The organism is Rossellomorea sp. y25, from assembly GCF_038049935.1.
GTDB lineage: Bacteria > Bacillota > Bacilli > Bacillales > Bacillaceae_B > Rossellomorea.
In genome coordinates this window covers 483140-504706 of record NZ_CP145886.1, presented here as the reverse complement: position 1 = coordinate 504706, position 21567 = coordinate 483140, and the positions used below count along the sequence as shown (strand labels likewise).

The following is a 21567-nucleotide window of genomic DNA, read 5'->3' as shown; positions in this document are numbered from 1 at the left end:
GAGAATTAAATATAGAAGTTAAACTGTTCGTATTCCTTTAATAGATCCCTCATGATTTCACTGTCTTCCCCGTAGAAGAAGATCGTTCCGTAATGATTACCGAAGCCGATTCGCTGAGCTACCTTCCCTTGGGCAGGACTGAACATATCATGTTTTTCAAAATAGGCATGGTTCTCCAGTTCATCGGGTACCTCCAGCTTCTCCACATAATTAACATGAGGATGGACCATTAAACAACCTGCATGGGCTTTTGCTTTTTCACCTGTAGAAGGGAAAAACTCTCTAAGCTCTTCTTCTGTTGTATTGGGGTCACTGCAAAGGATTTGAGCTTGATATGCATTAAATCCATAAGCACGTTCAATCAAATCAAAGATATGTCCGCCGGGGACTCTGGCTGCGACTTCGCCGAAATGAAGAGTACCATCTGATGTAATGAAATATTCGGGATGAATAACACCGTATTCAATCTCAAACGCATCAATGAGCTGTTGAATCGCCTCACGGATGATCGGACGCTTTTCCTCAAGGCTTGGAGATGCCGGTACGAAATTAGAGTAGCCTAATCGCACATACTCCGTTATATTTAAAAATTGGATCTTTCCATTATGAATAAAAGCTTCACACGAGAATTCCTGTCCGTCTAAATGACTTTCCATCAGAAGCGGAAACTCCGACTCGGTGAGAGCATCGATATCTTCCGGATTCTCAATGGCACGGTGTCCGACAGACCCTGCTTTATCAAGAGGTTTTACGTGAATGGGGTCGTTCTTATCTCCTTCGACTTTCAGAAGGGCTTCATTCACACGTTTCAAGAACCTTCTTACATCTTCCTTATCCCTTGCTTCTTCGAATACACCTACTTTGATTCCGGCAATTTGCGCTTTACGCTTCATCATCCCTTTATCTCTTAATAGAAGAGAACGGTTGAAGACGCGTGGTTCGTTACGGAAACGGGAGTTTAATGCCCCGGACCACTCCACACACTCTTCATACAAAGGAACAGCCACTTCCGCACCCATTGCTTTCAGCTGTTTATAAAGATGATCTGAACCTTCATTTAACCGATCGAAGTCCCAACCGATAAAGGCAATATCATGTTTTTCTGCATATGCCTCAAAATCAGGGGGGCCAACAACCACGAAAGGCCTGTTAAGCTTCGTACACGCTTCGATTGCCGGCAGACTCCAACCGATCAATGCCGTTAGATAGGGTTTGGTTTTTTCCTTTCGATCCACGTTCTGTTCTGCTTGCTGTAATTCAAGTTGATCTAGTCCCATATTTTCCTCTCCCCTTGTCACGTATTTATTCAGATTCCTCTTTAGCATAACAAAGCAGATAGGAAGAATGAAGTATTTTGCTGAATTTTCAATCTATTCGACAAATAAAGTGGTAAAGTGACATAATCAGCGGGGATGTTCTCCAATAAAAAACCCCAAATGCGCTCAGCATAAGGGGTCCTTTCTTCTGTTATTCACCTAAATCAACATTATGATATACCTGCTGAACATCTTCCAAATCTTCGATCGCATCAATCATTTTTTCGAATTGAGCTTGACCATCTTCTGGAAGTTCGACATCATTCTGCGCAAGCATAGTCAGTTCCGCTACTGTAAACTCAGTCACACCTGCACCTTTAAACGCTTCTTGAACCGCATGGAATTGATCTGGTTCAGCGTATACGATCACAGCATCATCTTCCTCGATAATATCACGTGCGTCTACATCCGCTTCCATCAGAATTTCCATTACTTCTTCTTCTGATTTTCCTTCAATACCGATGACGGCTGTGGCATCGAACATATACGCTACAGATCCACTCACACCCATGTTGCCGCCATTTTTGCCGAAAGCAGCACGCACTTCGGATGCAGTTCGGTTTACATTGTTCGTCAGTGCATCCACAATGACCATGGAACCATTCGGTCCGAAGCCTTCATAGCGTAATTCGTCATAGTTCTCTTCTGAACCACCCTTTGCTTTTTCAATGGCACGGTCCACGATATGTTTCGGTACGCTGTATGTTTTCGCACGCTCAAGAACAAATTTCAGCGTTTGGTTCAGCTCAGGATCCGGCTCACCTTGCTTGGCAGCAACATAGATCTCACGACCGAACTTCGCATAAATACGACTAGTATTCGCATCCTTAGACGCTTTCTTTTCTTTAATATTATTCCACTTACGTCCCATATTGTTTCACTCTCTTTCACATTTATCTATAGATACTTTCAATCTTAAAAGGTATTTTCCTTTCTATTATACATGAAAAAAACTATTTTTGGCTAAGTGATTCCTTGCCACCCTCACCTGAAAAAAGCCGACTCATATGAGTCAGCTCCCTTCCTGATAAGCACTGATCGCTTCATATTCGGCTTCTAATAAACGCGGTACACGAATAAAGATCGGCATGAGCTTACGATATGCTTCTGTAGCCTGTGGATCTGGTTGATGAGAATGTACAGAACCGACCATTTCACTTACTTCCTCAAGTGAGTCGATCATTCCGCTGCCATACATTCCGAGCACCACCGCCCCAAGACATGAGCTTTCGAAGCTTTCCGGCACTTCCACTTCCTGATCAAATACATCAGCGAGCATTTGACGCCAAATTTCCGAGCGGGCAAATCCACCCGTTGCCTGGACCCTTTTCGGTGTTCCGATTAATTCTTCCAGCGCCAGAAGAACGCTGTATAAATTCATGACAATTCCTTCTAATACAGCACGTATCATATGCTCTTTTTTGTGATGCATGCCGAGTCCGAAGAAAGACCCGCGTGCTTTTGCGTTCCAAAGAGGCGCACGCTCCCCGGCCATATATGGATGGAAGAGTAACCCTTCCGAGCCCGGTTCTACTTTAGAAGCAATATCCGTAAGGACTTCATAAGGATCTTTCCCTAACCGGCTCGCCACTTCCACCTCTGCAGAAGCCAGTTCGTCCCGCACCCAACGGAAAATCATGCCACCGTTATTGACAGGCCCTCCAATCACCCAATGATTATCCGTCAAGGCATAACAGAAAATACGTCCTTTCGGATCCGTTACCGGACGGTCCGTTACAGCACGGATCGCACCACTCGTTCCGATCGTAACGGCTACGACACCGGGTTCAATGGCGTTGACGCCAAGATTCGATAGAACCCCGTCACTTGCTCCGACGACAAACGGTGTGTCCGCTGATAAGCCCAACATGTCCGTGTACTCGGATTTCAATCCGACTAAGCTTTCAGTTGTTGAGACAGGAACCGAAAGTTGATCATTGGTGACACCTGCCACCTTCAACGCTTCTTCATCCCAGGCCAGGTTTTCCAGATGGAACATACCTGTTGCAGATGCAATTGAATAATCCACAACATATTTTCCGAAAAAGCGATGGAACACAAATTCTTTAATTGAAATGAACTTAGCTGCTTTCCCGAACAATTCCGGCTCCTCATGCTGCAGCCAGGCAAGCTTCACGAGTGGGGACATGGGATGGATGGGAGTCCCGGTTCTACGATAAATCTCCAATCCGTTCATTTCTTTTTTTATCTTCTCTGCCCACTCGGCACTGCGGTTATCAGCCCAGGTAATGGAAGGAGTCAATGGCTGGTCCTTATCATCCACTAAGATCAAGCTGTGCATAGCAGAACTGAACGACACAAACGAGATATTCTCACTTGTATTAGAGGTCACTTCCTTTATACAACTGATGACTGCCCGGAAGATTTCTTCGGGATCCTGTTCAGCCGTTCCCGGTGCTGGTGTATGTAATGGATATTCGACCCCGTGACGATATATCGCTTTTCCCTTTTCATTAAAAAGTACCGCTTTTGTACTGGTTGTCCCGATATCGACACCAATCATAAATTCTGACATCTTTCTTCCTCCCAAAATAAATAGAGAAAAGGAAGAAGCGACATGGCTCTTCCCTCTTCCACTATTATTCTATCCTATTTTATCCGATGAATATCCCTATAATGAATACTACGGTAAATCCTACAAAACCGATGAGCGTTTCCATCATTGTCCATGATTTTAACGTATCTTTCACATCTAATCCAAAATAACGGTTCACTAACCAGAATCCGCTGTCATTCACATGAGAGAAGACAGTTGCTCCTGCTGCAATGGAAATAACCATTAAACCAAGGACCGGCCCTTCTAAACCAAGAGTGGAAATTAATGGACTCATTAATCCTGCTGCCGTGACCATGGATACAGTCGCTGAACCTTGTGCCACACGTACGACCATGGCAATTAAGAAAGCAAGGGCAATCGGAGGCAAGCTTGAACCGGCCATCATTTCACCAAGGACTTCACCGACACCTGAGTCGATCAGAACCTGCTTGAACACTCCACCGGCACCTGTAACAAGGATGATGATCCCAGCCGGCTCAAGTGCTTTTGTCGCAATATCCTGAACGTCTTGACGGGAATACCCACGTCTCGTTCCTAATAATGTAAACGTCAATAGCGTCGCAATCGTTAACGCTACGAACGGATGACCCAGGAACGTCAAGATTGAACGAATGGTATTTCCTTCATCTAATAGAACACCCGAAAGCGTATTCAATAAGATCAACACTAAAGGAATCGAGATAAGTGACGCAATCATTGCAAAGCTCGGAAGCTCTTTATCATACTCGATCTCTTCCACTTGCATATAATCCGGAACCACAGCATGAATTCGTTTCGAAATGAATTTTGCAAAAAGTGGACCAGCGATGATCATGGATGGAATACCAGCAAGAGTACCAAATAAGATAACCCAGCCAAGATCCGCTCCAATTAAATCAGCAACAGCAATCGGTCCTGGAGTTGGCGGAATGAAGCTGTGTGTAACAGCAAGACCTGCTAATAATGGAATCCCATAGTATAGTAGAGACTTTCCGGTTTTCTTTGCCAAACCATATACAATCGGTACAAGAATGATGAATCCTACATCGAAGAATACAGGAATGGCAACCAAGAAACCTGTGATACCAAGGGACCATTGCGCTTTATCTTCACCAAATTTATTAATCAATGTTTGAGCTAATCGTTCCGCTCCCCCTGAAACCTCAAGCATACGACCGAACATCGCACCTAAACCAACAACGACAGCGACAAATCCAAGGGTCCCGCCCATTCCATTTTGAATGGAGGTAACCACTTCCTGCAGCGGCATTCCAGCGGCGATCCCCACAATCAAACTCACTAATAATAAGGCAACAAAAGCATGAAGCTTTGTTTTAATAACTAAAAATAATAGAAGAAAAATTCCGGCTAATGCAACTAAAATAAGCATTTGATCAGACATCTCTATCCCTACCTTTCTTTCATGACGACAGCTTGGCTGCCAGATTTTTTATAACGGTTGATCCTGACTAATTAGAAAGTAAAACGTTTACAATTCACTCTATGTAACTTCTACTCTCTGATCTACTAAACGGAAATGGCTTAAAGGAAGTTCATTTCGTCGTTTAAGATAATCAGGAAAATTTTTTTCTGTATACCTCTATTATAAAAAATATTTTTCTTTTTGCAACCGTTTACAGAAATTATTTTTATTTTTCTATTATTCTTGTATAATAAAACTATGAAAACCCTTACAGGAGTGATATCTATGAGTCAACACCAGCATTGTTTAGCCAGTATACGCTCACACTATCCTCAATTTAGCGTGACCGAGAAGAAAATTGCCGACTATATACTTGAAAATCCAACTGAGATTATTCATTCAACGATTAATGGTTTAGCAGAAGATTTAGGGGTCGCGGACTCCACTGTCTTCCGCTTTTGTAAACGAATCGGCTTTAAAGGATATCAAGCGATGAAAATCGCTCTTGCTTCAGAAATTGTGACGGGACTTAAGGACATTCACGAGCGCATCGATGAAGGGGACACGGCTCAAACGATTGCCACAAAAGTATTCCGATCGAACATCAAAACCATCGAAGACACGTTAATGGTCGTTGATGAAAAGAAACTATTGAAAGCCGTGGACATCATGATCAACGCACGCTCAATCGAATTTTTCGGAAGTGGTGGATCCGGTGTCATCGCCCTTGACGCCTATCATAAATTCATTCGAACCGGCTTACGTGTGCATGCCGCGAGCGACAGTCATATCCAGTTGATGACCGCTTCCCAAATGACGAGTGAAGATTGTGCTGTATTCATCTCCCATTCCGGTTCAACGAAAGATATCCTCCAGGTTCTGGACATCGTCAAAGAAACCGGGGCAAAGACGATCTGCATCACCAATTTTGCAAAATCACCATTGAGCCAAAGAGTCGATACATCACTCTTCACCGTATCCGAAGAAACCGACTATCGCTCCGAGGCCCTCTCTTCCCGTATTGCGCAATTAACGTTAATTGATGCTCTCTATGTAAACCTGATGATGAGAAGGGAAATGGAAGGTCAGGATGCACTCCGCAAAATGAGGAAGGCTATTTCGGTTAAAAGACTATAAAAAAGGTTGATCAGTGTGAAACTGATCAACCTTTCCTTATGCTATGGGAATTTAATCAAGATGGCTCATTAACGATTCTTCGTACTCCGTTATAGCTTCATCCAACATTCGCAGTCCATCATCAATTTGTTCTTTCGTTACAGTAAGTGGCGGAATCATACGTATCACTTCACTATGATTGCCGCACAGGTAGAATAACACTCCTTTTTCAAGAGCCAGGTCAAGGATGTTCATCAAACCTTCCCGATTCGGCTTCCCTGATTGAGGATGAACGATTTCAATTCCAATCATCAACCCCACAGCACGAATACTGCCGATTACGTTATGTTTTTCCTTCAGGAGTTCAAGCCTTGATACTGCATAAGCCCCCATCGTTTTCGTATTATCGAGAAGATTCTCTTCCTTCATAACTTCTAATGTAGCAAGTCCAACGGAACACGCAATCGGATTTCCACCAAACGTGGTCCCATGGCTCCCAAGTGGCCATTGTTTCATGAGCTTATTCGATGCGACCGTCGCGCTCAGGGGCAGCCCCGAAGCAATCCCTTTTGCAATCGCCATGATATCCGGTGTTACATCAAAGGTTTGAGCGGCAAACCAATTTCCCGTACGTCCAAAGCCTGTTTGGACTTCATCGAAAATCAGTAAAATATCGTGACGATTACAAATCTCCCTTACTTTTTTGAGCCATGCTTTCGGAGGAACGATGTACCCACCTTCACCAAGGACAGGTTCTAATATGACGCACGCTACCTCTTCAGGAGTGACCTGATGATTAAAGAGAGTTTCGAAATCCTTTTCAAGCTTCTCAACAACATATTGGACTGAGTCAAGTCCCTCGGGACACTCTCTTTCGTTCGCATATGGAACCTGATACGTCAGGCCAGATGGCTGCATAAACTTTCGATACTTACTTTTAGAAGTCGTGACACTTAACGCACCAAGTGAACGCCCGTGAAAACAGCCGGTAAAGGAAACGACATAAGGACGCTTCGTTACATATTTCGCAAGTTTGATTCCTCCCTCGATCGCTTCCGTGCCACTATTGGCAAAGAAGAAACTATCTAAGTCTCCCGGAAGAATCTCCGCAAGCTCATCAGCCAATCGAAGGATCGATTCATACATTATGACACCTGATGGGCCGTGCATAAGCCCATCTGCTGCATCTTTAATCGCTTGTACAATTTTTGGGTGACGATGTCCAACATTCGTTACGGCAATTCCAGAGGTGAAATCAAGATATTTCTTTCCGTCCAACCCGTAGTAATAGCACCCCTCTTCTTTTACTACCGGTAAGTTCGGGTGATCCTTTGCCATACTGGGTGCCAGACGATTAGGCATATTTTGAATAAGCTGTTCAAACGTTCGTTCCATTCTAGTAACCTCCATATATGTGGCTGACAAATTTGTTTTATATTAATTTTCTTACATAAAGAAGAAATGAGCCAATAAAGCGACGATAGGTAATGTAATTATCGTACGTTGGATAAAAATGATGAATAAATCTAAAAAGCTGATCGGAATCTTGGATTTGATTAATAGAATACCAATCTCGGACATGTAGATTAATTGAGTCAAAGACATGGCAGCAATGATGAATCTTGTTAACTCACTCTCAATTCCGCTCCCTACTACAGCAGGTAAAAACATGTCTGCAAAACCAACGATCATGGCAGGAGCCGCATCTGCCGCCTGGGGAATTTGTAATAACTCTAATAGTGGAACAATTGGATAAGCCAATATGTCAAACACTGGAGTATATTCCGCTACCACTAAAGCGATCGTTCCAAGGGCCATGACTAAAGGAATAAGACCAAACCAGATATCCAGAACGTTCTGGAATCCTTTTTTCGTTACCTCTCCGACACTTTTCACTTCTGATGCTTTTTCTACTGCTTTTTCAAACCCCCACTGAAAACGGGAAACATTTTCAGGAACGGTTTCGGATATTTGCATGCCAACCGGCTCATAATAGGTGTCTTTCTTTCGGGAAAGAGGCGGGATACGCGGACATATGACCGCAGCTGCTATCCCTGCAATCACCACTGTCCCATACAGTTGAACAAACATTGATTCCAATCCGATGAAGCTGACAATCACAAGACTGAAAGCGATCGAAGCAACGGAAAAGTTTGTCGCAATGACTGCTGCTTCCCGCTTTGTATAGTAGCCCTCTTCAAATTGTTTCGTTGTAATCAATACGCCGACGGTGCCACTCCCCATCCAGGATGCAAGAGCATCGATAGAGGATCGTCCCGGCAATTGGAAAAGCGGCTTCATGATTTTCTGCAGCAGAGTGCCGAAGAAATCCATCAATCCAAAATCTAAAAGCAGGGGCATCAATAAGCCTGCAAATAAAAACCAAGTGGCTAAGACAGGAACTAACGAATACAATACGGTTCCTCCCGTAAAGTCAGAAATAATCCACTCGGGACCACTCCCATTTACCGTCATCACCGCAAATATCGAACCGAGGACACGAACAGCGATCCAAAAGTATCCTACGTCGAATAGTCCTTTTAAAAATGATTGATTGACAATCCACTGAGGTTTAAACATTTTCGTATAAATAGCCATAAGAGCCGATACACCAAAAATCACAGTCATGAATAATGGCAGTACACCTTCCAGCAACCCTTGAAAATAAGAAGCGAATATCCCGACCCCGATAGTCATATTTCCTTCATACGTAACAGGCACAAGGAACAAAAGTACCCCTAACAAGGACGGTATGATAAACTTCATTGCTTCTCTTGCCGTTCTGCCTGACCGGGCTTCTAATTGACTAACATTTTGTTTTCCGACTTCCATTGTCAAACACCCCTTTATAATTTATCCATAACCCCTAACCATTCGAGAATCACTTATGCGTCGTATGAATATCCCCCTTCTACACCTTCCAGTTCTTTTCACCTTAGTACATGCAAGTTTTATGCCAATATTTTATTTAATTTTGTATTTTTTAAGTTTTCTGAATACTGAAGGCTGACTAATTCCCAGGTTTTGAGCCATTTGAATAGTAGTCTTGTGCTTCTCCCTCGCATTCTTTAATACTTGTTCTTCGACTGACTCAAGAATGTCTTTTAATGATTGACCATTGTACTCAAATCCTGAAATATCAGCACTATGCTTTATGTATGGACCAGGGAGATTTTCCATTTCAATTAATGGCTTGGATGATGTCACAATCAGCCTTTCAATTATATTCATTAGCTCTCTGACATTCCCTTTCCAATCTTGAATCAACAACTGGTGAACAACCCCTTCATCCAGCTCTCTCTGGCGCTGATATTTATCACAAAAATGATTTACAAAGTAATCGATCAACGTAATAATGTCTGATGTTCTCTCTCTCAATGGAGGAATCGTAATAGGAACCACATTCAAACGGAAGAATAAATCCCTCCTGAATTCTTTCTCCTCAACAGCTGCCTCTAAATCCTTGTTCGTAGCTGCCAGAACCCGGAAGTCAACCTTCCTTTGCTTTGTACCGCCTACGCGATAAAATTGTTTCTCCTGGATGAACTTTAGAATTTTGACCTGGTTCGATAGAGATAACTCCCCTATTTCATCCAAGAATAGAGTGCCGCCTTCAGCGAGTTCTGCTAATCCTACTTTCCCTTTGCGGTCCGCACCCGTAAAAGATCCGGGTTCATAGCCAAAGAACTCTGCTTCAAATAATGAGTCTGGTATTGCTCCACAATTGACCTCAATGAACGGACCCCTTTTTCGCTGACTTTTGTTATGTATGAATTTCGCGATATGGGACTTGCCGACACCGGATTCCCCTAGGAGCAGGACGTTCACATCGACTTCTGCTACTTGCAGGGCGACCTGTAACACCTTTTTCATCTCATTACTTGTGGCAATGATCCCTTCCGAATAATAATGACGGCTTCTAAGGATTTCAAGCTCGCTTTTCACCCTCTCCATCTCATCTTCCATTTCTGTTAAATACTTTTTCATATTCAATAATTCCGTTACATCATGGGAATAGCTTACGATTCTCACTAATTCACCCGTTTCATTGAATACCGGGATCCCTGTAACCAGCAGTTTCTTGCCTTCTTTACTCGTCTGGACCAACGTTATTTTTTTCTTTTCTTTTAGAACGATCGGAGTTAATATCGGAGAAAAAACGCCTTCTTTTTCCAGATCATATACAGATTTCCCTACCATGTCTGCCGAGTTCACATTATAAATATCCCCGGTTGCGTCACTTACTTTCAAGATGATCCCATCTGTATTGGTTACTAAAATATCATCTTGAAGCGAATGAAGAATCGCCTCATTTTCATTCCAACTTTTTTTCTTTACAGTCACAGACAGCATCCCCTTTGCCAGTCTTGAAATTATTCAATAATGAATAATTATCCTGATTAATTTTATATTAATTCATTTATACCAAAGTTTTTTGACTTTTTATACATTTTTGAATAAATTATTCAAAAATAAATATTTTTGCTTAACTGATTTGTAAAAAGCTATTACTTAAATTCAAGAGAGCAGTAGTTGATTTCCGCTACAGGTGCTCGCTTTCCGCGGGGCGTGAGTTGAGCCTCCTCGGGCTTTGCCCTGTGGGGTCTCAACTTTCCCGCTTCTCCCGCAGGAGTCGAGCACCTTCCACTCCAATCAACTTTCTAAGCATGAATTTTCATTATAGCTAAATAAAACCAAAATATTTGAGGAAATCACTTCTCTATTTCTTTTTTGTTAATTACTAGTATTCAATTTTCTTAAGGTTGTTTTTTCACCACTTTTAAACTCTGTCATTAGAAACTCTTATAGATGGTGAGGGGAACTGCGCAGACTCCTGCGGAAGAACGGGCGTGCCGAGACCCCGGAAGCGAAGCTGAGGAGGCTCGGCCGTACGTCCGCGGAAAGCGGAGCAGTTCCCCTCACCATCTAGCACACTCTGGTTGACAGGACTCATAGCAATTTTAATGACGTTAAACCACAAATTTTGGTGAATAGAACCTACTAAAAAACCATTATACTATGACAGACCTAATAATTATTTTACTATTCAAATCATTTCGATTATCATTTTGGTAAGACTGTTTAAGGTGGGATAGGGATGACAGATGGAGAGAAGTTGACGTTGGAACACGCTAAGGAACTGGACAGGCAGGACTCATTGGCCCAATTCCGGAATGAATTTTACATAAAGAAAAATCACTATTATATGGATGGGAACTCCTTAGGTTTATTATCTAAACGGGCTGAGAAGTCGTTACTGACGTCATTGGAAGATTGGAAGGAACATGGGATTGATGGCTGGATGGATGGCGAGGAGCCCTGGTTCTATTATTCTGAGAAACTTGGCGAAATGACAGCCCCTTTAGTTGGGGCAGAAAAGGAAGAAGTGATTGTGACGGGTTCCATTACGACGAACCTTCATCAGTTACTCGCTACATTCTATAAACCAGATGGAAACCGCACCAAAATCCTTGCAGATGAATTGACTTTCCCTTCGGATATTTACGCGATCCAAAGTCAGCTGGAGTTAAAAGGCTACACCTCTGATGAACATCTGATTCAGGTAAAAAGCAGAGACGGATACACATTAAGTGAAGAGGACATCATCAGGGATATGACGGATGATATTGCTCTAATTCTGTTACCATCCGTTCTCTATCGAAGCGGACAGCTCCTGGATATGAAGCGATTGACGAGCGAAGCCCATAAACGTGGAATTGTGATTGGATTCGATCTGGCCCATTCGATAGGAGCTCTTCCTCATCAATTACATGATGACGGAGTGGACTTTGCCGTGTGGTGCAATTACAAATATTTAAATAGCGGACCGGGTGGTGTAGGTGGATTATTTGTTCATAACAGGCATAAAGGGAAGAAGCCTGGCCTTTCCGGATGGTTCAGCTCCCGTAAGGATAAGCAGTTTGATATGGATCATACGCTGACCCATGCAGATTCTGCAGGTGCCTTCCAAATTGGGACCCCGCATATATTAAGCAGTGCTCCATTACTTGGCTCGCTTGAGTTATTTGAAGAAGCCGGTATTGAGAACCTGAGAAAAAAATCCCTTTCTCTTACACGATTTATGATGGATTTATTTCAACAAGAACTTTCACAGTATGGGTTTACAATCTGTAACCCACGTGAAGATGATCAGAGAGGCGGGCACATTAGTTTAAAGCATGAAGAGGCGGCAAGAATTTGTAAAGCCTTGAAGGTGAACAATGTCACACCTGACTTCCGTTCTCCAAATGTGATCCGACTGGCTCCCGTCGCTCTCTATTCTTCGTATGAAGATGTGTGGGAGACCATCCAAATATTGAAAATGATCATGGACAAGGAAGAATATAAGAAGTTTGAAAATACGCGGAATGTTGTAGCGTAACTTCTTTTAGGAAGGATGAAGCCGCTTGAAGATCATTGATATTTCCCGCCCGCTGCACCATGATACTCCTGTTTGGCCAGGGGACACTCCCTTTTCTTTTTCTTTGAATTGGACGAAGGAGGAATCGGGATCCGTGAATGTCGGTCAGCTTACCATGAGTTCTCATACTGGAACACACGTCGATGCCCCCTTCCACTTTGACAATGAAGGAAAGAGAATATTGGACCTGCCATTAGAGAGGTTTATGGGGCCGGCCATCGTTGTATCGGTGGAGGATGCTGCAGAGATAAGCAGTGAACGATTGGAAGAGGTCGACTTGTCAGGAGTTAAGAAGGTACTTTTCAAGACGAATGCATGGAAGAATCCCGAGCAGTTTCCTGAACGCATTCCTCACATTGCGAAAGGGCTCGCACCTTTTTTGAAGGAAAAAGGGATTGATTTGATTGGAGTAGATCTTCCTTCAGTCGATCCATTGGATAGTAAGGAGCTGACTGCTCACCATTCATTACGGCATCATGACATCGGAATATTGGAAGGGATTGTTCTTGACCATGTAGAGCCTGGACGATATGAATTGGTGGCTCTTCCCCTTCCTCTTAAAGAAGGAGATGGATCTCCCGTTCGAGCAATATTAATGGACCTGACATGATAAGATTCCTTTACAGGTTTTCCCTACATTTTGTATAATATAAGAGAAAAGTTCATTGATTAAATACAGAGTCCTGGCTGCCACCAGAACTCTGACAGTATACATTGCCGTGAGCAATTTATCCTTTAATAAAATAGAAGTAACCTTTCCCTTGCAGTTGTCATAGTGGGTGGGTTACTTCTTTTTTTGTTGCGTGACTGCGATTATTGCTACTGTTAATGTACCAAAGGCAATCATCAATTGTAGTACGTCTGCCGTTTCGATCATTCCTGCTCATCACCTCCCATCTTCAGGGAGCTGCCTCTTGCCCACCCAGCTATGTACACCGTACATATATTTTAACATAAAAAACGAACATATGTTCTATAATTATGAGCATATTTAGAAAATAGTTCCTTTTTACTGAATTGATTCTGCCTATAAATGATATTAAATCGCATATATTGCCTCCTCCTATTCATAGACTAACGATATAGAGGTTTAAATTGATGGAAATTGGACCATAGTTATGTTAAAAAGGAGGCGGCAAAATGGGAATTACAATCACTTTGGGTTTAGTCGTAATGCTTGGGATGATTTTGGGTATTCTTATTTATTTCTTAAGACAAGCTTTGGATTCAAATGATGCGAAAAAAATCGACTCTCATGATCATGATCATTTTTCACAATGATGGTTTGGTCCTTCAATGACCGCTAGTAAAATTCGTCATTTTTTGTAGAACGGTCGATAGTTTGAAAATACGGTGGATAAATTGAAAGAACAGTTGATAAATCCTAATAAAGGTTGATATCTTTCTATAAAGGCCGATAAATTCGTATAACGGTTGACATCTTTACGGTCAGTAAATCAAAAAGCCCGGACGTCCTGTCTTCCAGGACGCCCGGGCTCTTTTTTTATTCAGTGATTTCCTTTTCACCAAGCTTCATTGGACTCGAGCAAAGGGGACAAACCTTGGATTCCGTATCCTCATGGGTTTCCGGTCTCTGCCAGGCAATGCACTTGGTATTTGTGCAAACCCAGGCCAAGATTTTACTCACCTTCCCACTCCTCGCCTTTTTAGATGTTTTCGGCTGATCCGTGTGGGGTTCATTCCTAAATAAGTCCGCAATAAAGCGTGAACACTTCCGCGTCTCCCCTTGATAATAAGCAGGAGAAGAAATAAATAATTTTTCTTTTGCTCTTGTGATGGCCACATAAGCGAGCCGCCTTTCTTCCTCTACTGCACCCAAAGCCTTTTCCATTTGATTCGGATCTTTGTATACCTTATCTTCAAGCTTATTGGCATTCAGGGCTGAGCTATGAGGAAGGTTCCCTTCAATGGCCCCGATTAAAAACACGACGGGGAATTCCAAACCTTTGGAACGATGGATCGTCATGAGGGAAACGCTGTTCGTGTTCTTCTTTTGACTCTGATTTGTATAGATTTCCTCATACTTTGCTTTCATTTCATCAATAAAAGTAATAAAACTGGAAATCGTATCAAAACGCTTCGCCGATCCTTCAAGCTCGTCCAGCATTTCTTTAATGAGTTCCTTCTGTTCTGTTACCACATGAGATTCCTGGGCATCGATGTATTGATGATAGAATTCCTTCCTGATCCGTTTGATTGCAGCTTCCGGTGACTGGTCTCCGATCGACTTTAGAAATTTCATCCGTTCTTTTATATTCTTTATCTGAAACGGCTTCAATCCTGATAATGTCGTTAAATGGATAAGAGGATATTTCTTTCTCTCCTTACGATCTTCCTCCAGAATATGAGCCATCCCCCGGTCCCTTCTTATAAAAAGAGTCGGCAGTAGTGATTCCATGGCTGAAAAGTTCCTTGGAACCATCGATAGCCGCAAGTAATCCACCACCGGTTTCACCGTCCAGTTTTCATAGAAGAGGGAATCCTTTTGATTATATGGCGTAAAAGGAATTTCCTTTAATAGCAGTTGCTCAAAGACCGCCCGCCCGCTGCTCATCGTGCGGTGAAGAATCGTCATATCCCCGTACGTATAGCCTTCTTCTATTAACCGATGGATTTCTTCTGTGATCCAAACGGCCTCTTCATCAGCAGTTGCCGGTCTTGAATAAAGAGGCTTCTGCCCTTCTATTTTCGTGGCAATGAGCTCTTTTTTCCGGCGGTGATCATTCCTTCCAATTACTTCATTCCCGAGCCCTATAATATAGGCATCAGATCGGTAGTTCTCCTTCAATGTTACAACCCTTGCATCCGGGAACTCTTCATCAAAATCCAAAATAAATTCGTTTCTTGCGCCGTTAAAGGTGTAGATCGTTTGATCATCATCCCCTACTACGAACAAATTCCGATGAGCGGCAATCAACTTCATAAGCTCATATTGTACAAGATTCGTATCCTGGAATTCATCTACCATCACGTACTGGAAACGATGCTGAAGAGAGGTCAAAAGGTTGGGATTCGAAAGTAATAATTGATATGCCTCTGTCAAAATATCATCAAAATCCATCTTATGATTCATTCGCTTCCACTCTTCATATTTTAAGAGAATGTCTCGCACTTCTTTTTCTGATTTGGATTTCTGTGGAAGGTCCCTGATATCTTTTTGATTCAGCTTATAATGAGAGAGTTTTGCGAGGAGCGTCTCCGCATCATAAGGGTCATATATATTCATTTCTCTCTGAATTTGCTTCAAGATAATTTGTTTATAGCGCTCGTTCCCGATCACTTCTTGTGTGTAATGACGGGATCTCAATAAATAAAGAAACAGAGCATGAAACGTACTGGCATGAACCTGTCCGCCCGCTTCCGTCCCCGGCAGGCTTGAAATCCTCTGCTTCATTTCTTCTGCCGCTTTCTTTGTAAATGTCACAAGTAAAATATTCCTCGGCTGAATATCTTTCACGGTCATCAAGTAGCCTGCCCGGCAAACGAGAACTGTTGTCTTTCCAGTCCCGGCTCCAGCAAGGGTTAAGCACGGTCCCTTCACATGACGCACAGCCTCTATCTGAGAAGCATTCAAATGAATGCCTGCCTCCTCCATCGTCCGAAAGAAAAAAGCGTCCTCTTCATGAGAGGATATCAGCTGTTTCGTCGTTTCGCCTTTATGTAGTGGCGCTACCGGAATTTCCTTCTTTTCCGCTTCATATGGGTAAATAGAATAGTTCGTCAATACTTTATTCAAAGCTCATTCTCCTAGCTTTCCTTTACGATTCATAACCTTCTCATCATAACAAGAGCCCTTCAAAAATAGCAATGACAATCTCAGGACGATAGGGATAGACTACTAGATATGTAAATACTGTTAAACGATTGTTTAATCCCTTGAACCCTAGTAGAATAAATGTTTTGTAGAACTAATCAAACGTTTGTTTAAATCGGATATGCTCCTTGAGGATTAACATATTGAAAGAAAAGGTAATAAAACATTAGGTGATAAATGATGAATCTAACAAAATGGGGCTTTACCCGCTTCAACAGTATAAAAGCAGAATTCGATCACTTCCCCCACTCCCTTGTCATCCTCAGGAAAATCAGAAACTATTACTTCGTCAATAAAGTTCACTGGTCCCACCTCGATCCCGTCGTGGAAACACATCACCTAGAACAAATGGAACTGCTAGTGAATAGGGAATTGGACTTGGAAAAATATTATCTTAATAGAAGATTAGATTAATGGCTCTGTTTTTTCTCATTTCATATTTTCAAAATGAGCTTTAATGTTTTTGTCTGTCCATATTTATAGGCAATAAAAATGTAGTTGCATAGAGTGGATTGGAGCGGAAGGCACTTTACTCCTGCGGGAAATAGAGGAAAAGTCGAGACCCCACAGGGCAAAGCCCGAGGCTCGACTTCCTCCCCGCGGAAAGAAAGTGCCTGGAGCGGAAAGGAACGGTCAACATTATATTGAACTTTTTTTCAGAAGCTATATAAAAACCACGGGAGAGAATCTGCAGCCTATATTGGGGATGCTATCCGCCCGCCCCGCGGAAAGCGAGCACCTGTAGCGGAAATCAACTACTACTCGCTTTATTAGAAAAAGCTTTTTAAAAATAAGAAAGATTGAGATAAAGTGAGATAACCCACTATTTCATCGTTAAAAACAGCCCAGATCCCATTATATTGATTATTCTGAACATTTGCATTAATTTTATAATTTGTTAATATATAATTAATAAATGATTAACAAACACAAACTTTAAAGGAAGGCGTGATTCCAATGAAGTAAGCTAGCAAAGCATGTCAGCATCACATCTCGCTTTTGAGATCGGCCCGTGAAAACTGATTTCAAGATGTGTGGATATGCGGGAATGCGCAATCTTATTTCAGGAGATGATTCCAATGAAGAGTGTAAGCGAAGCATGCTAACATCATGGTACGCAAGAAGATAGCCCGTGAAAACTATCTTCGTAACATGTGGGCGTGTGGGGAAATCAGCGGCAAGAGAAAATAAACTAAATAATACATGCAATACCATTAATTCAAAAACAATGTTAAGTATGTGTATTAGTAAGAAAGGATAGTAAAGTTAATTGAATAAGGTTTACTTAAGTTAAGGCGCTGTTTATGTGATATAGACATAAGCAGCGTCTTAAATTTTGTTTAAAACTCTTCTTTTAACAGGGAACAAACAGCTGCATCGCAAAAGATACCCTTTTCAAATGCCGCTTTTCTCAATACTCCTTCAAACGTAAACCCCGCTTTTTCAAGGCAATTCTTTGAAGCTGTATTTTCCGGATCATAAAACGCTTCTATTCTATTAAGAGACATTTCTTCAAACCCGTACTGCAGGATCGGTCTTAAAACCTCGGTCATAACCCCTTGTTTCCAATACGTTGGATGAACTTCAAATCCCACCTCGGCCTTGAAGTGTTCTTTTTCCCATTGATGAAAACCGCAGCTTCCGATGATTTCGTCTGTTTCTTTTAGAGCAATCCCCCATCTGATCCCTTCATTCACCTGAAACCTCTCGCTCCATTTATTGATGATCTCAACAGCTTGTTTTTCTTCTTGAAACGATTCTAAATCATAATATCGTGTAACTTCATCTTTTGAAAAATAATCAAATACTTGGGGAGCATCCCCTTCTTCCATCTGTCTTAAGCGGAATCTTTCTGTTTCAAGTACAGGGAAGGTTCTTGTCAGCATAATCATTCTCCTTTTCTTCTTGTTCTCTTTTACTATTCAACATTGTATTTTTTAATGCCTTCTTGAAAATTGAATTTTTCATAAAACCTTATACTCGTGATGAGAAACGTTTGTTTGTATTTTTTCCTTATTCTGGTTACAATCGATTTAGCATCTTGAAAAAGATTGGAGAGGCGAGGATGGATCATAAAGCTCATAAGATCATTGTAAGTAAATCCATATTTACGGGAAATGCTGTGTTCCCTTTTGATGGGTTCGTGGCCGTTCGGGATGACCGTATTATTGGAGTTGGTCCCCGTACAGAGATGATAAGCTTTACAGGACCATCGACAGAAACATGGGATGTTGGAAACCGCCTGGTGATGGCAGGTTTTCATGACTTTCATCTCCATTTGTTTTTAGGGGCGATGTTCGAGGGATTCTGTCAGCTGACATTCGGCCATTCAGAAGAAGCGACGGCAAAAATGGTTGCGGAGTATGCAAAGGACCATCCAGATGAAGAATGGGTCCTTGGATTCGGCTGGCATCACGTACGCTGGCCTGGGCAGACTCTTCCCTCCCGTCACTCTCTGGATCAGTACATGTCCCACCGTCCCGTTGTGCTTCTGAATGAAGAAGCTCATAGTGCATGGCTGAATACAGCTGCTCTTCAGAAATTGGGAATTCATCGGGATACTCCTGAACCCCCTTTTGGAAAGATTGAAAAAGACGAGCATGGGGAGCCGATCGGCTTTTTGTATGAGACCGCTGTTCAGTATGTCATTGAAGCTTTTAAGTTTGATGAAAAAAAGAAAACCAGGCTGATGAACGGGATGTTGGCTAAGACTTCATCCTACGGCATAACCTCTGTTTCTGATATGCTTCCTCTTCCCGGATATACTTTGGGGGATCCAGCTTTTTATAGGACCTTTGAGGAAAAGGGAACACTGACGACGAGAATTCATTTTTTGGATGTTTTGGACGGAAACCTTGAGCGTGGTATCAGATTCAGGGAAAAGTATCAATCCGATAAACTTCAATTTTCCGGCTCGAAGCAGTTCCTGGATGGTGTCCCCCTCACCTATACGGGCTTTTTGCTTCAGCCGTACTCGGACCGTCCTTCTGAAACCGGCGGCACAATTTATGATTCTCACGTTTACCAAAAATGGATTGAAGACGCAGACCGGGAAGGTTTCAGGATCCGCCTGCACGCATGTGGCGACGCTGCGGTCCGGTTGGGACTGGATTTGTATGAGCATGCCCGGAGTGTAAACGGGGTGCGGGATTCACGCCATACAATCGAGCATATTGAAGTATGCAGTCCAAGTGACTTCGATCGGTTTGCGAAGTTAGGCGTCATTGCATCCATTCAGCCTGAACATCTGACATCAGGGTCTATGGATACACATGCCTACTTAGACAGGCTTGGTCCGGAAAGGGCTCGATTCACCTGGCCGATTGGATCCTTGCAGAATCATAGGGCCAGTATCGCTTTCGGAACGGACTTTCCGATTGTGGACCTGAATCCCATGCTTGGTCTTTACCGGGCGGTTACCAGAAAGCATGAGGACGGAACTCCTCAAGGCGGCTGGAATCCTCATGAAAAGATTTCATTAGCAAATGCATTGATTCATTATACGAAATCCCCTGCCTACGGAAACTTCAGAGAGCATGATTTAGGAACGATCGAAGTCGGAAAGAAAGCGGATTTAGTCGTCTTGGACCGGAATTTGTATGATGTGGAAGCAGAGGAAATGCTGGAGACTGGTGTTTGGATGACATTGATGGATGGAAACGTTGTGTTTGGAAGTTAGGATTATTATTTGGGATGGGTAGACATCAACACATCCAGTTAAAAAACAGAGGTCCGTCCCTCAACGGACCTCTAATTATTTATTTTACTTTTGTTCCGGTGCTTGAAGTCCCCCGCCTCGAATGGTTTTTTCTTGGAATGGGAGGTTGAGTTCTTTGCTCAGTTTCTCGAGGAAGCTCAGCTCGCGTTTGGATACGAGACAGATGACGGTTCCTTCCGCTCCCATGCGACCGGTTCTTCCTGAGCGGTGAATGTATTGTTTTGTATCGCTTGGGAAGTCGTAATGGACAACGTGTGTGACGTCTGTGATATCAAGGCCGCGTGCTGCCACGTCTGTTGTCAGAAGCATGGACACTTTTCCTGAACGGAAGCGGTCCAGTGATTGCTTACGCTCCATCTTGTTTGATTCCCCTGCCAATACTTCCAGCTCGACTCCCTTATACTTCAGCTTTTCTTCTATTTCAGAGAGCTTCTCCAGTTGATTGAAAAATACAAGTGCTTTGATTCCTTTGAAATATGAAATGCTTCTTAGAGCTTCCATTTTGTCTCTCAGCTCACTGTATACATACACATGATCCACTTTCGGGTTATCGAGATTGGCTTCCATTTTGACGATTTCATGGTTTTGCAATAATGATTCTGCTACGTTCTCGGTTTCGTCTGATAAAGTGGCCGAGAAGAATAGAACCTGACGCTCTTTTAAGGTGGCTTTGATGATATCCTTCACTTCACGGATATGTTCTGATGAGATCATTAAATCGAACTCATCGACGACGATGGTTTTCACTTCATGCATCTTCAGCTTTTTCATTTTCATCAATTCGATCAAGCGACCCGTTGTTCCCACTACGATATGTGGCTTTTTCTTCAGTTTCTCTACTTGCTTCTTAATGTTCGCTCCTCCAATGAACGCCGCGCTCGTGACGTCGGTACCCTTCGCCCATTTCTGGATTTCCTGCTGGATTTGCATGACAAGCTCTCGTGATGGAGCAAGGATGACAGCTTGAGCCTGTTTTCTTGATGGATCAATGGCTTGGATGATCGGAAGCAGATACGCAAGCGTCTTCCCTGTTCCCGTCGGAGATTCACAAACAACATCTCTCCCTTCCATGATGAGAGGTACTACACGCTCCTGTACAGGGGTTAATGAAGTGAAGCCGGATTCTTCCCAGTTCTTCTGGATTGACGGTGTCTTAATAATGGTTGATATAGAGTTCATGC

General features: G+C 42.7%; 17 protein-coding genes. 6 read left to right on the top strand and 11 right to left on the bottom strand.

Annotation, left to right across the window (positions count from 1 at the left end):
- Window positions 1–5 precede the first annotated feature (5 nt).
- The 4 genes from AAEM60_RS02570 to AAEM60_RS02555 form a co-directional block, all read right to left on the bottom strand.
- Window positions 6–1277, bottom strand: a complete 1272-nt coding sequence (locus tag AAEM60_RS02570; RefSeq protein ID WP_299741467.1) for an ATP-grasp domain-containing protein — start codon at window positions 1275–1277, stop codon at window positions 6–8.
- A 190-nt stretch (window positions 1278–1467) separates the two neighbouring features.
- Window positions 1468–2187: a YebC/PmpR family DNA-binding transcriptional regulator gene (locus AAEM60_RS02565; RefSeq protein ID WP_044339151.1), complete on the bottom strand. Its 720-nt coding sequence runs from the start codon at window positions 2185–2187 to the stop codon at window positions 1468–1470.
- A gap of 141 nt (window positions 2188–2328) precedes the next feature.
- Complete coding sequence (gene gntK, locus AAEM60_RS02560; RefSeq protein ID WP_341357963.1) at window positions 2329–3840, bottom strand: gluconokinase; 1512 nt, start codon at window positions 3838–3840, stop codon at window positions 2329–2331.
- Between the two features lie 91 nt (window positions 3841–3931).
- Window positions 3932–5275 carry a gluconate:H+ symporter gene (locus tag AAEM60_RS02555; protein WP_299741452.1) on the bottom strand — a complete coding sequence of 448 codons (1344 nt, stop codon included), beginning with the start codon at window positions 5273–5275 and terminating at the stop codon, window positions 3932–3934.
- 306 nt (window positions 5276–5581) lie between these two features.
- Here AAEM60_RS02555 and AAEM60_RS02550 point away from each other — a divergent pair, with 306 nt between their 5' ends.
- A complete protein-coding gene (locus AAEM60_RS02550; protein WP_341357321.1) occupies window positions 5582–6433 on the top strand; it encodes a MurR/RpiR family transcriptional regulator in 852 nt (283 codons plus the stop codon).
- 51 nt (window positions 6434–6484) lie between these two features.
- On the opposite strand, the gene AAEM60_RS02545 is transcribed toward AAEM60_RS02550, so the two are convergent.
- The 3 genes from AAEM60_RS02545 to AAEM60_RS02535 form a co-directional block, all read right to left on the bottom strand.
- Entirely contained in the window at window positions 6485–7807 is a 1323-nt protein-coding gene (locus AAEM60_RS02545; protein WP_299741448.1) for an aspartate aminotransferase family protein, read from the bottom strand.
- A gap of 51 nt (window positions 7808–7858) precedes the next feature.
- Window positions 7859–9244 carry a YjiH family protein gene (locus AAEM60_RS02540; protein WP_299741446.1) on the bottom strand — a complete coding sequence of 462 codons (1386 nt, stop codon included), beginning with the start codon at window positions 9242–9244 and terminating at the stop codon, window positions 7859–7861.
- Window positions 9245–9376: 132 nt separating this feature from the next.
- Entirely contained in the window at window positions 9377–10756 is a 1380-nt protein-coding gene (locus tag AAEM60_RS02535) for a sigma 54-interacting transcriptional regulator (protein WP_341357320.1), read from the bottom strand.
- Between the two features lie 754 nt (window positions 10757–11510).
- On the opposite strand from AAEM60_RS02535, the gene kynU reads away from it, so the two are divergent.
- Both kynU and kynB read left to right on the top strand, forming a co-directional pair.
- Window positions 11511–12794, top strand: coding sequence for a kynureninase (kynU, locus tag AAEM60_RS02530; protein ID WP_299741442.1), 1284 nt, complete (start codon window positions 11511–11513; stop codon window positions 12792–12794).
- Between the two features lie 25 nt (window positions 12795–12819).
- Window positions 12820–13443 (top strand): arylformamidase, encoded by a 624-nt coding sequence (gene kynB / locus AAEM60_RS02525; protein ID WP_299741441.1) that lies wholly within the window; start codon window positions 12820–12822, stop codon window positions 13441–13443.
- Between the two features lie 174 nt (window positions 13444–13617).
- Here kynB and AAEM60_RS02520 read toward each other — a convergent pair whose 3' ends face one another.
- A complete protein-coding gene (locus tag AAEM60_RS02520; RefSeq protein WP_220154057.1) occupies window positions 13618–13710 on the bottom strand; it encodes a putative holin-like toxin in 93 nt (30 codons plus the stop codon).
- A gap of 263 nt (window positions 13711–13973) precedes the next feature.
- Between AAEM60_RS02520 and AAEM60_RS02515 the strand changes: the two genes are divergently transcribed.
- A complete protein-coding gene (locus AAEM60_RS02515) occupies window positions 13974–14114 on the top strand; it encodes a hypothetical protein (RefSeq protein ID WP_299741440.1) in 141 nt (46 codons plus the stop codon).
- A 223-nt stretch (window positions 14115–14337) separates the two neighbouring features.
- On the opposite strand, the gene AAEM60_RS02510 is transcribed toward AAEM60_RS02515, so the two are convergent.
- A complete protein-coding gene (locus AAEM60_RS02510) occupies window positions 14338–16590 on the bottom strand; it encodes a UvrD-helicase domain-containing protein (RefSeq protein WP_341357319.1) in 2253 nt (750 codons plus the stop codon).
- Window positions 16591–16845: 255 nt separating this feature from the next.
- Between AAEM60_RS02510 and AAEM60_RS02505 the strand changes: the two genes are divergently transcribed.
- The gene (locus AAEM60_RS02505) at window positions 16846–17082 is read left to right on the top strand and encodes a hypothetical protein (protein ID WP_299741438.1); all 237 of its coding nucleotides are present in this window, start codon (window positions 16846–16848) and stop codon (window positions 17080–17082) included.
- A 926-nt stretch (window positions 17083–18008) separates the two neighbouring features.
- Here the strand turns inward: AAEM60_RS02505 and AAEM60_RS02500 are convergent.
- On the bottom strand, window positions 18009–18554 hold the full coding sequence (locus tag AAEM60_RS02500; RefSeq protein WP_299741437.1) for a GNAT family protein: 546 nt from the start codon (window positions 18552–18554) through the stop codon (window positions 18009–18011).
- A gap of 179 nt (window positions 18555–18733) precedes the next feature.
- On the opposite strand from AAEM60_RS02500, the gene AAEM60_RS02495 reads away from it, so the two are divergent.
- Window positions 18734–20347, top strand: coding sequence for an amidohydrolase (locus tag AAEM60_RS02495; RefSeq protein ID WP_341357318.1), 1614 nt, complete (start codon window positions 18734–18736; stop codon window positions 20345–20347).
- Between the two features lie 84 nt (window positions 20348–20431).
- On the opposite strand, the gene AAEM60_RS02490 is transcribed toward AAEM60_RS02495, so the two are convergent.
- Entirely contained in the window at window positions 20432–21565 is a 1134-nt protein-coding gene (locus AAEM60_RS02490) for a DEAD/DEAH box helicase (protein ID WP_341357317.1), read from the bottom strand.
- Window positions 21566–21567: the final 2 nt, after the last annotated feature.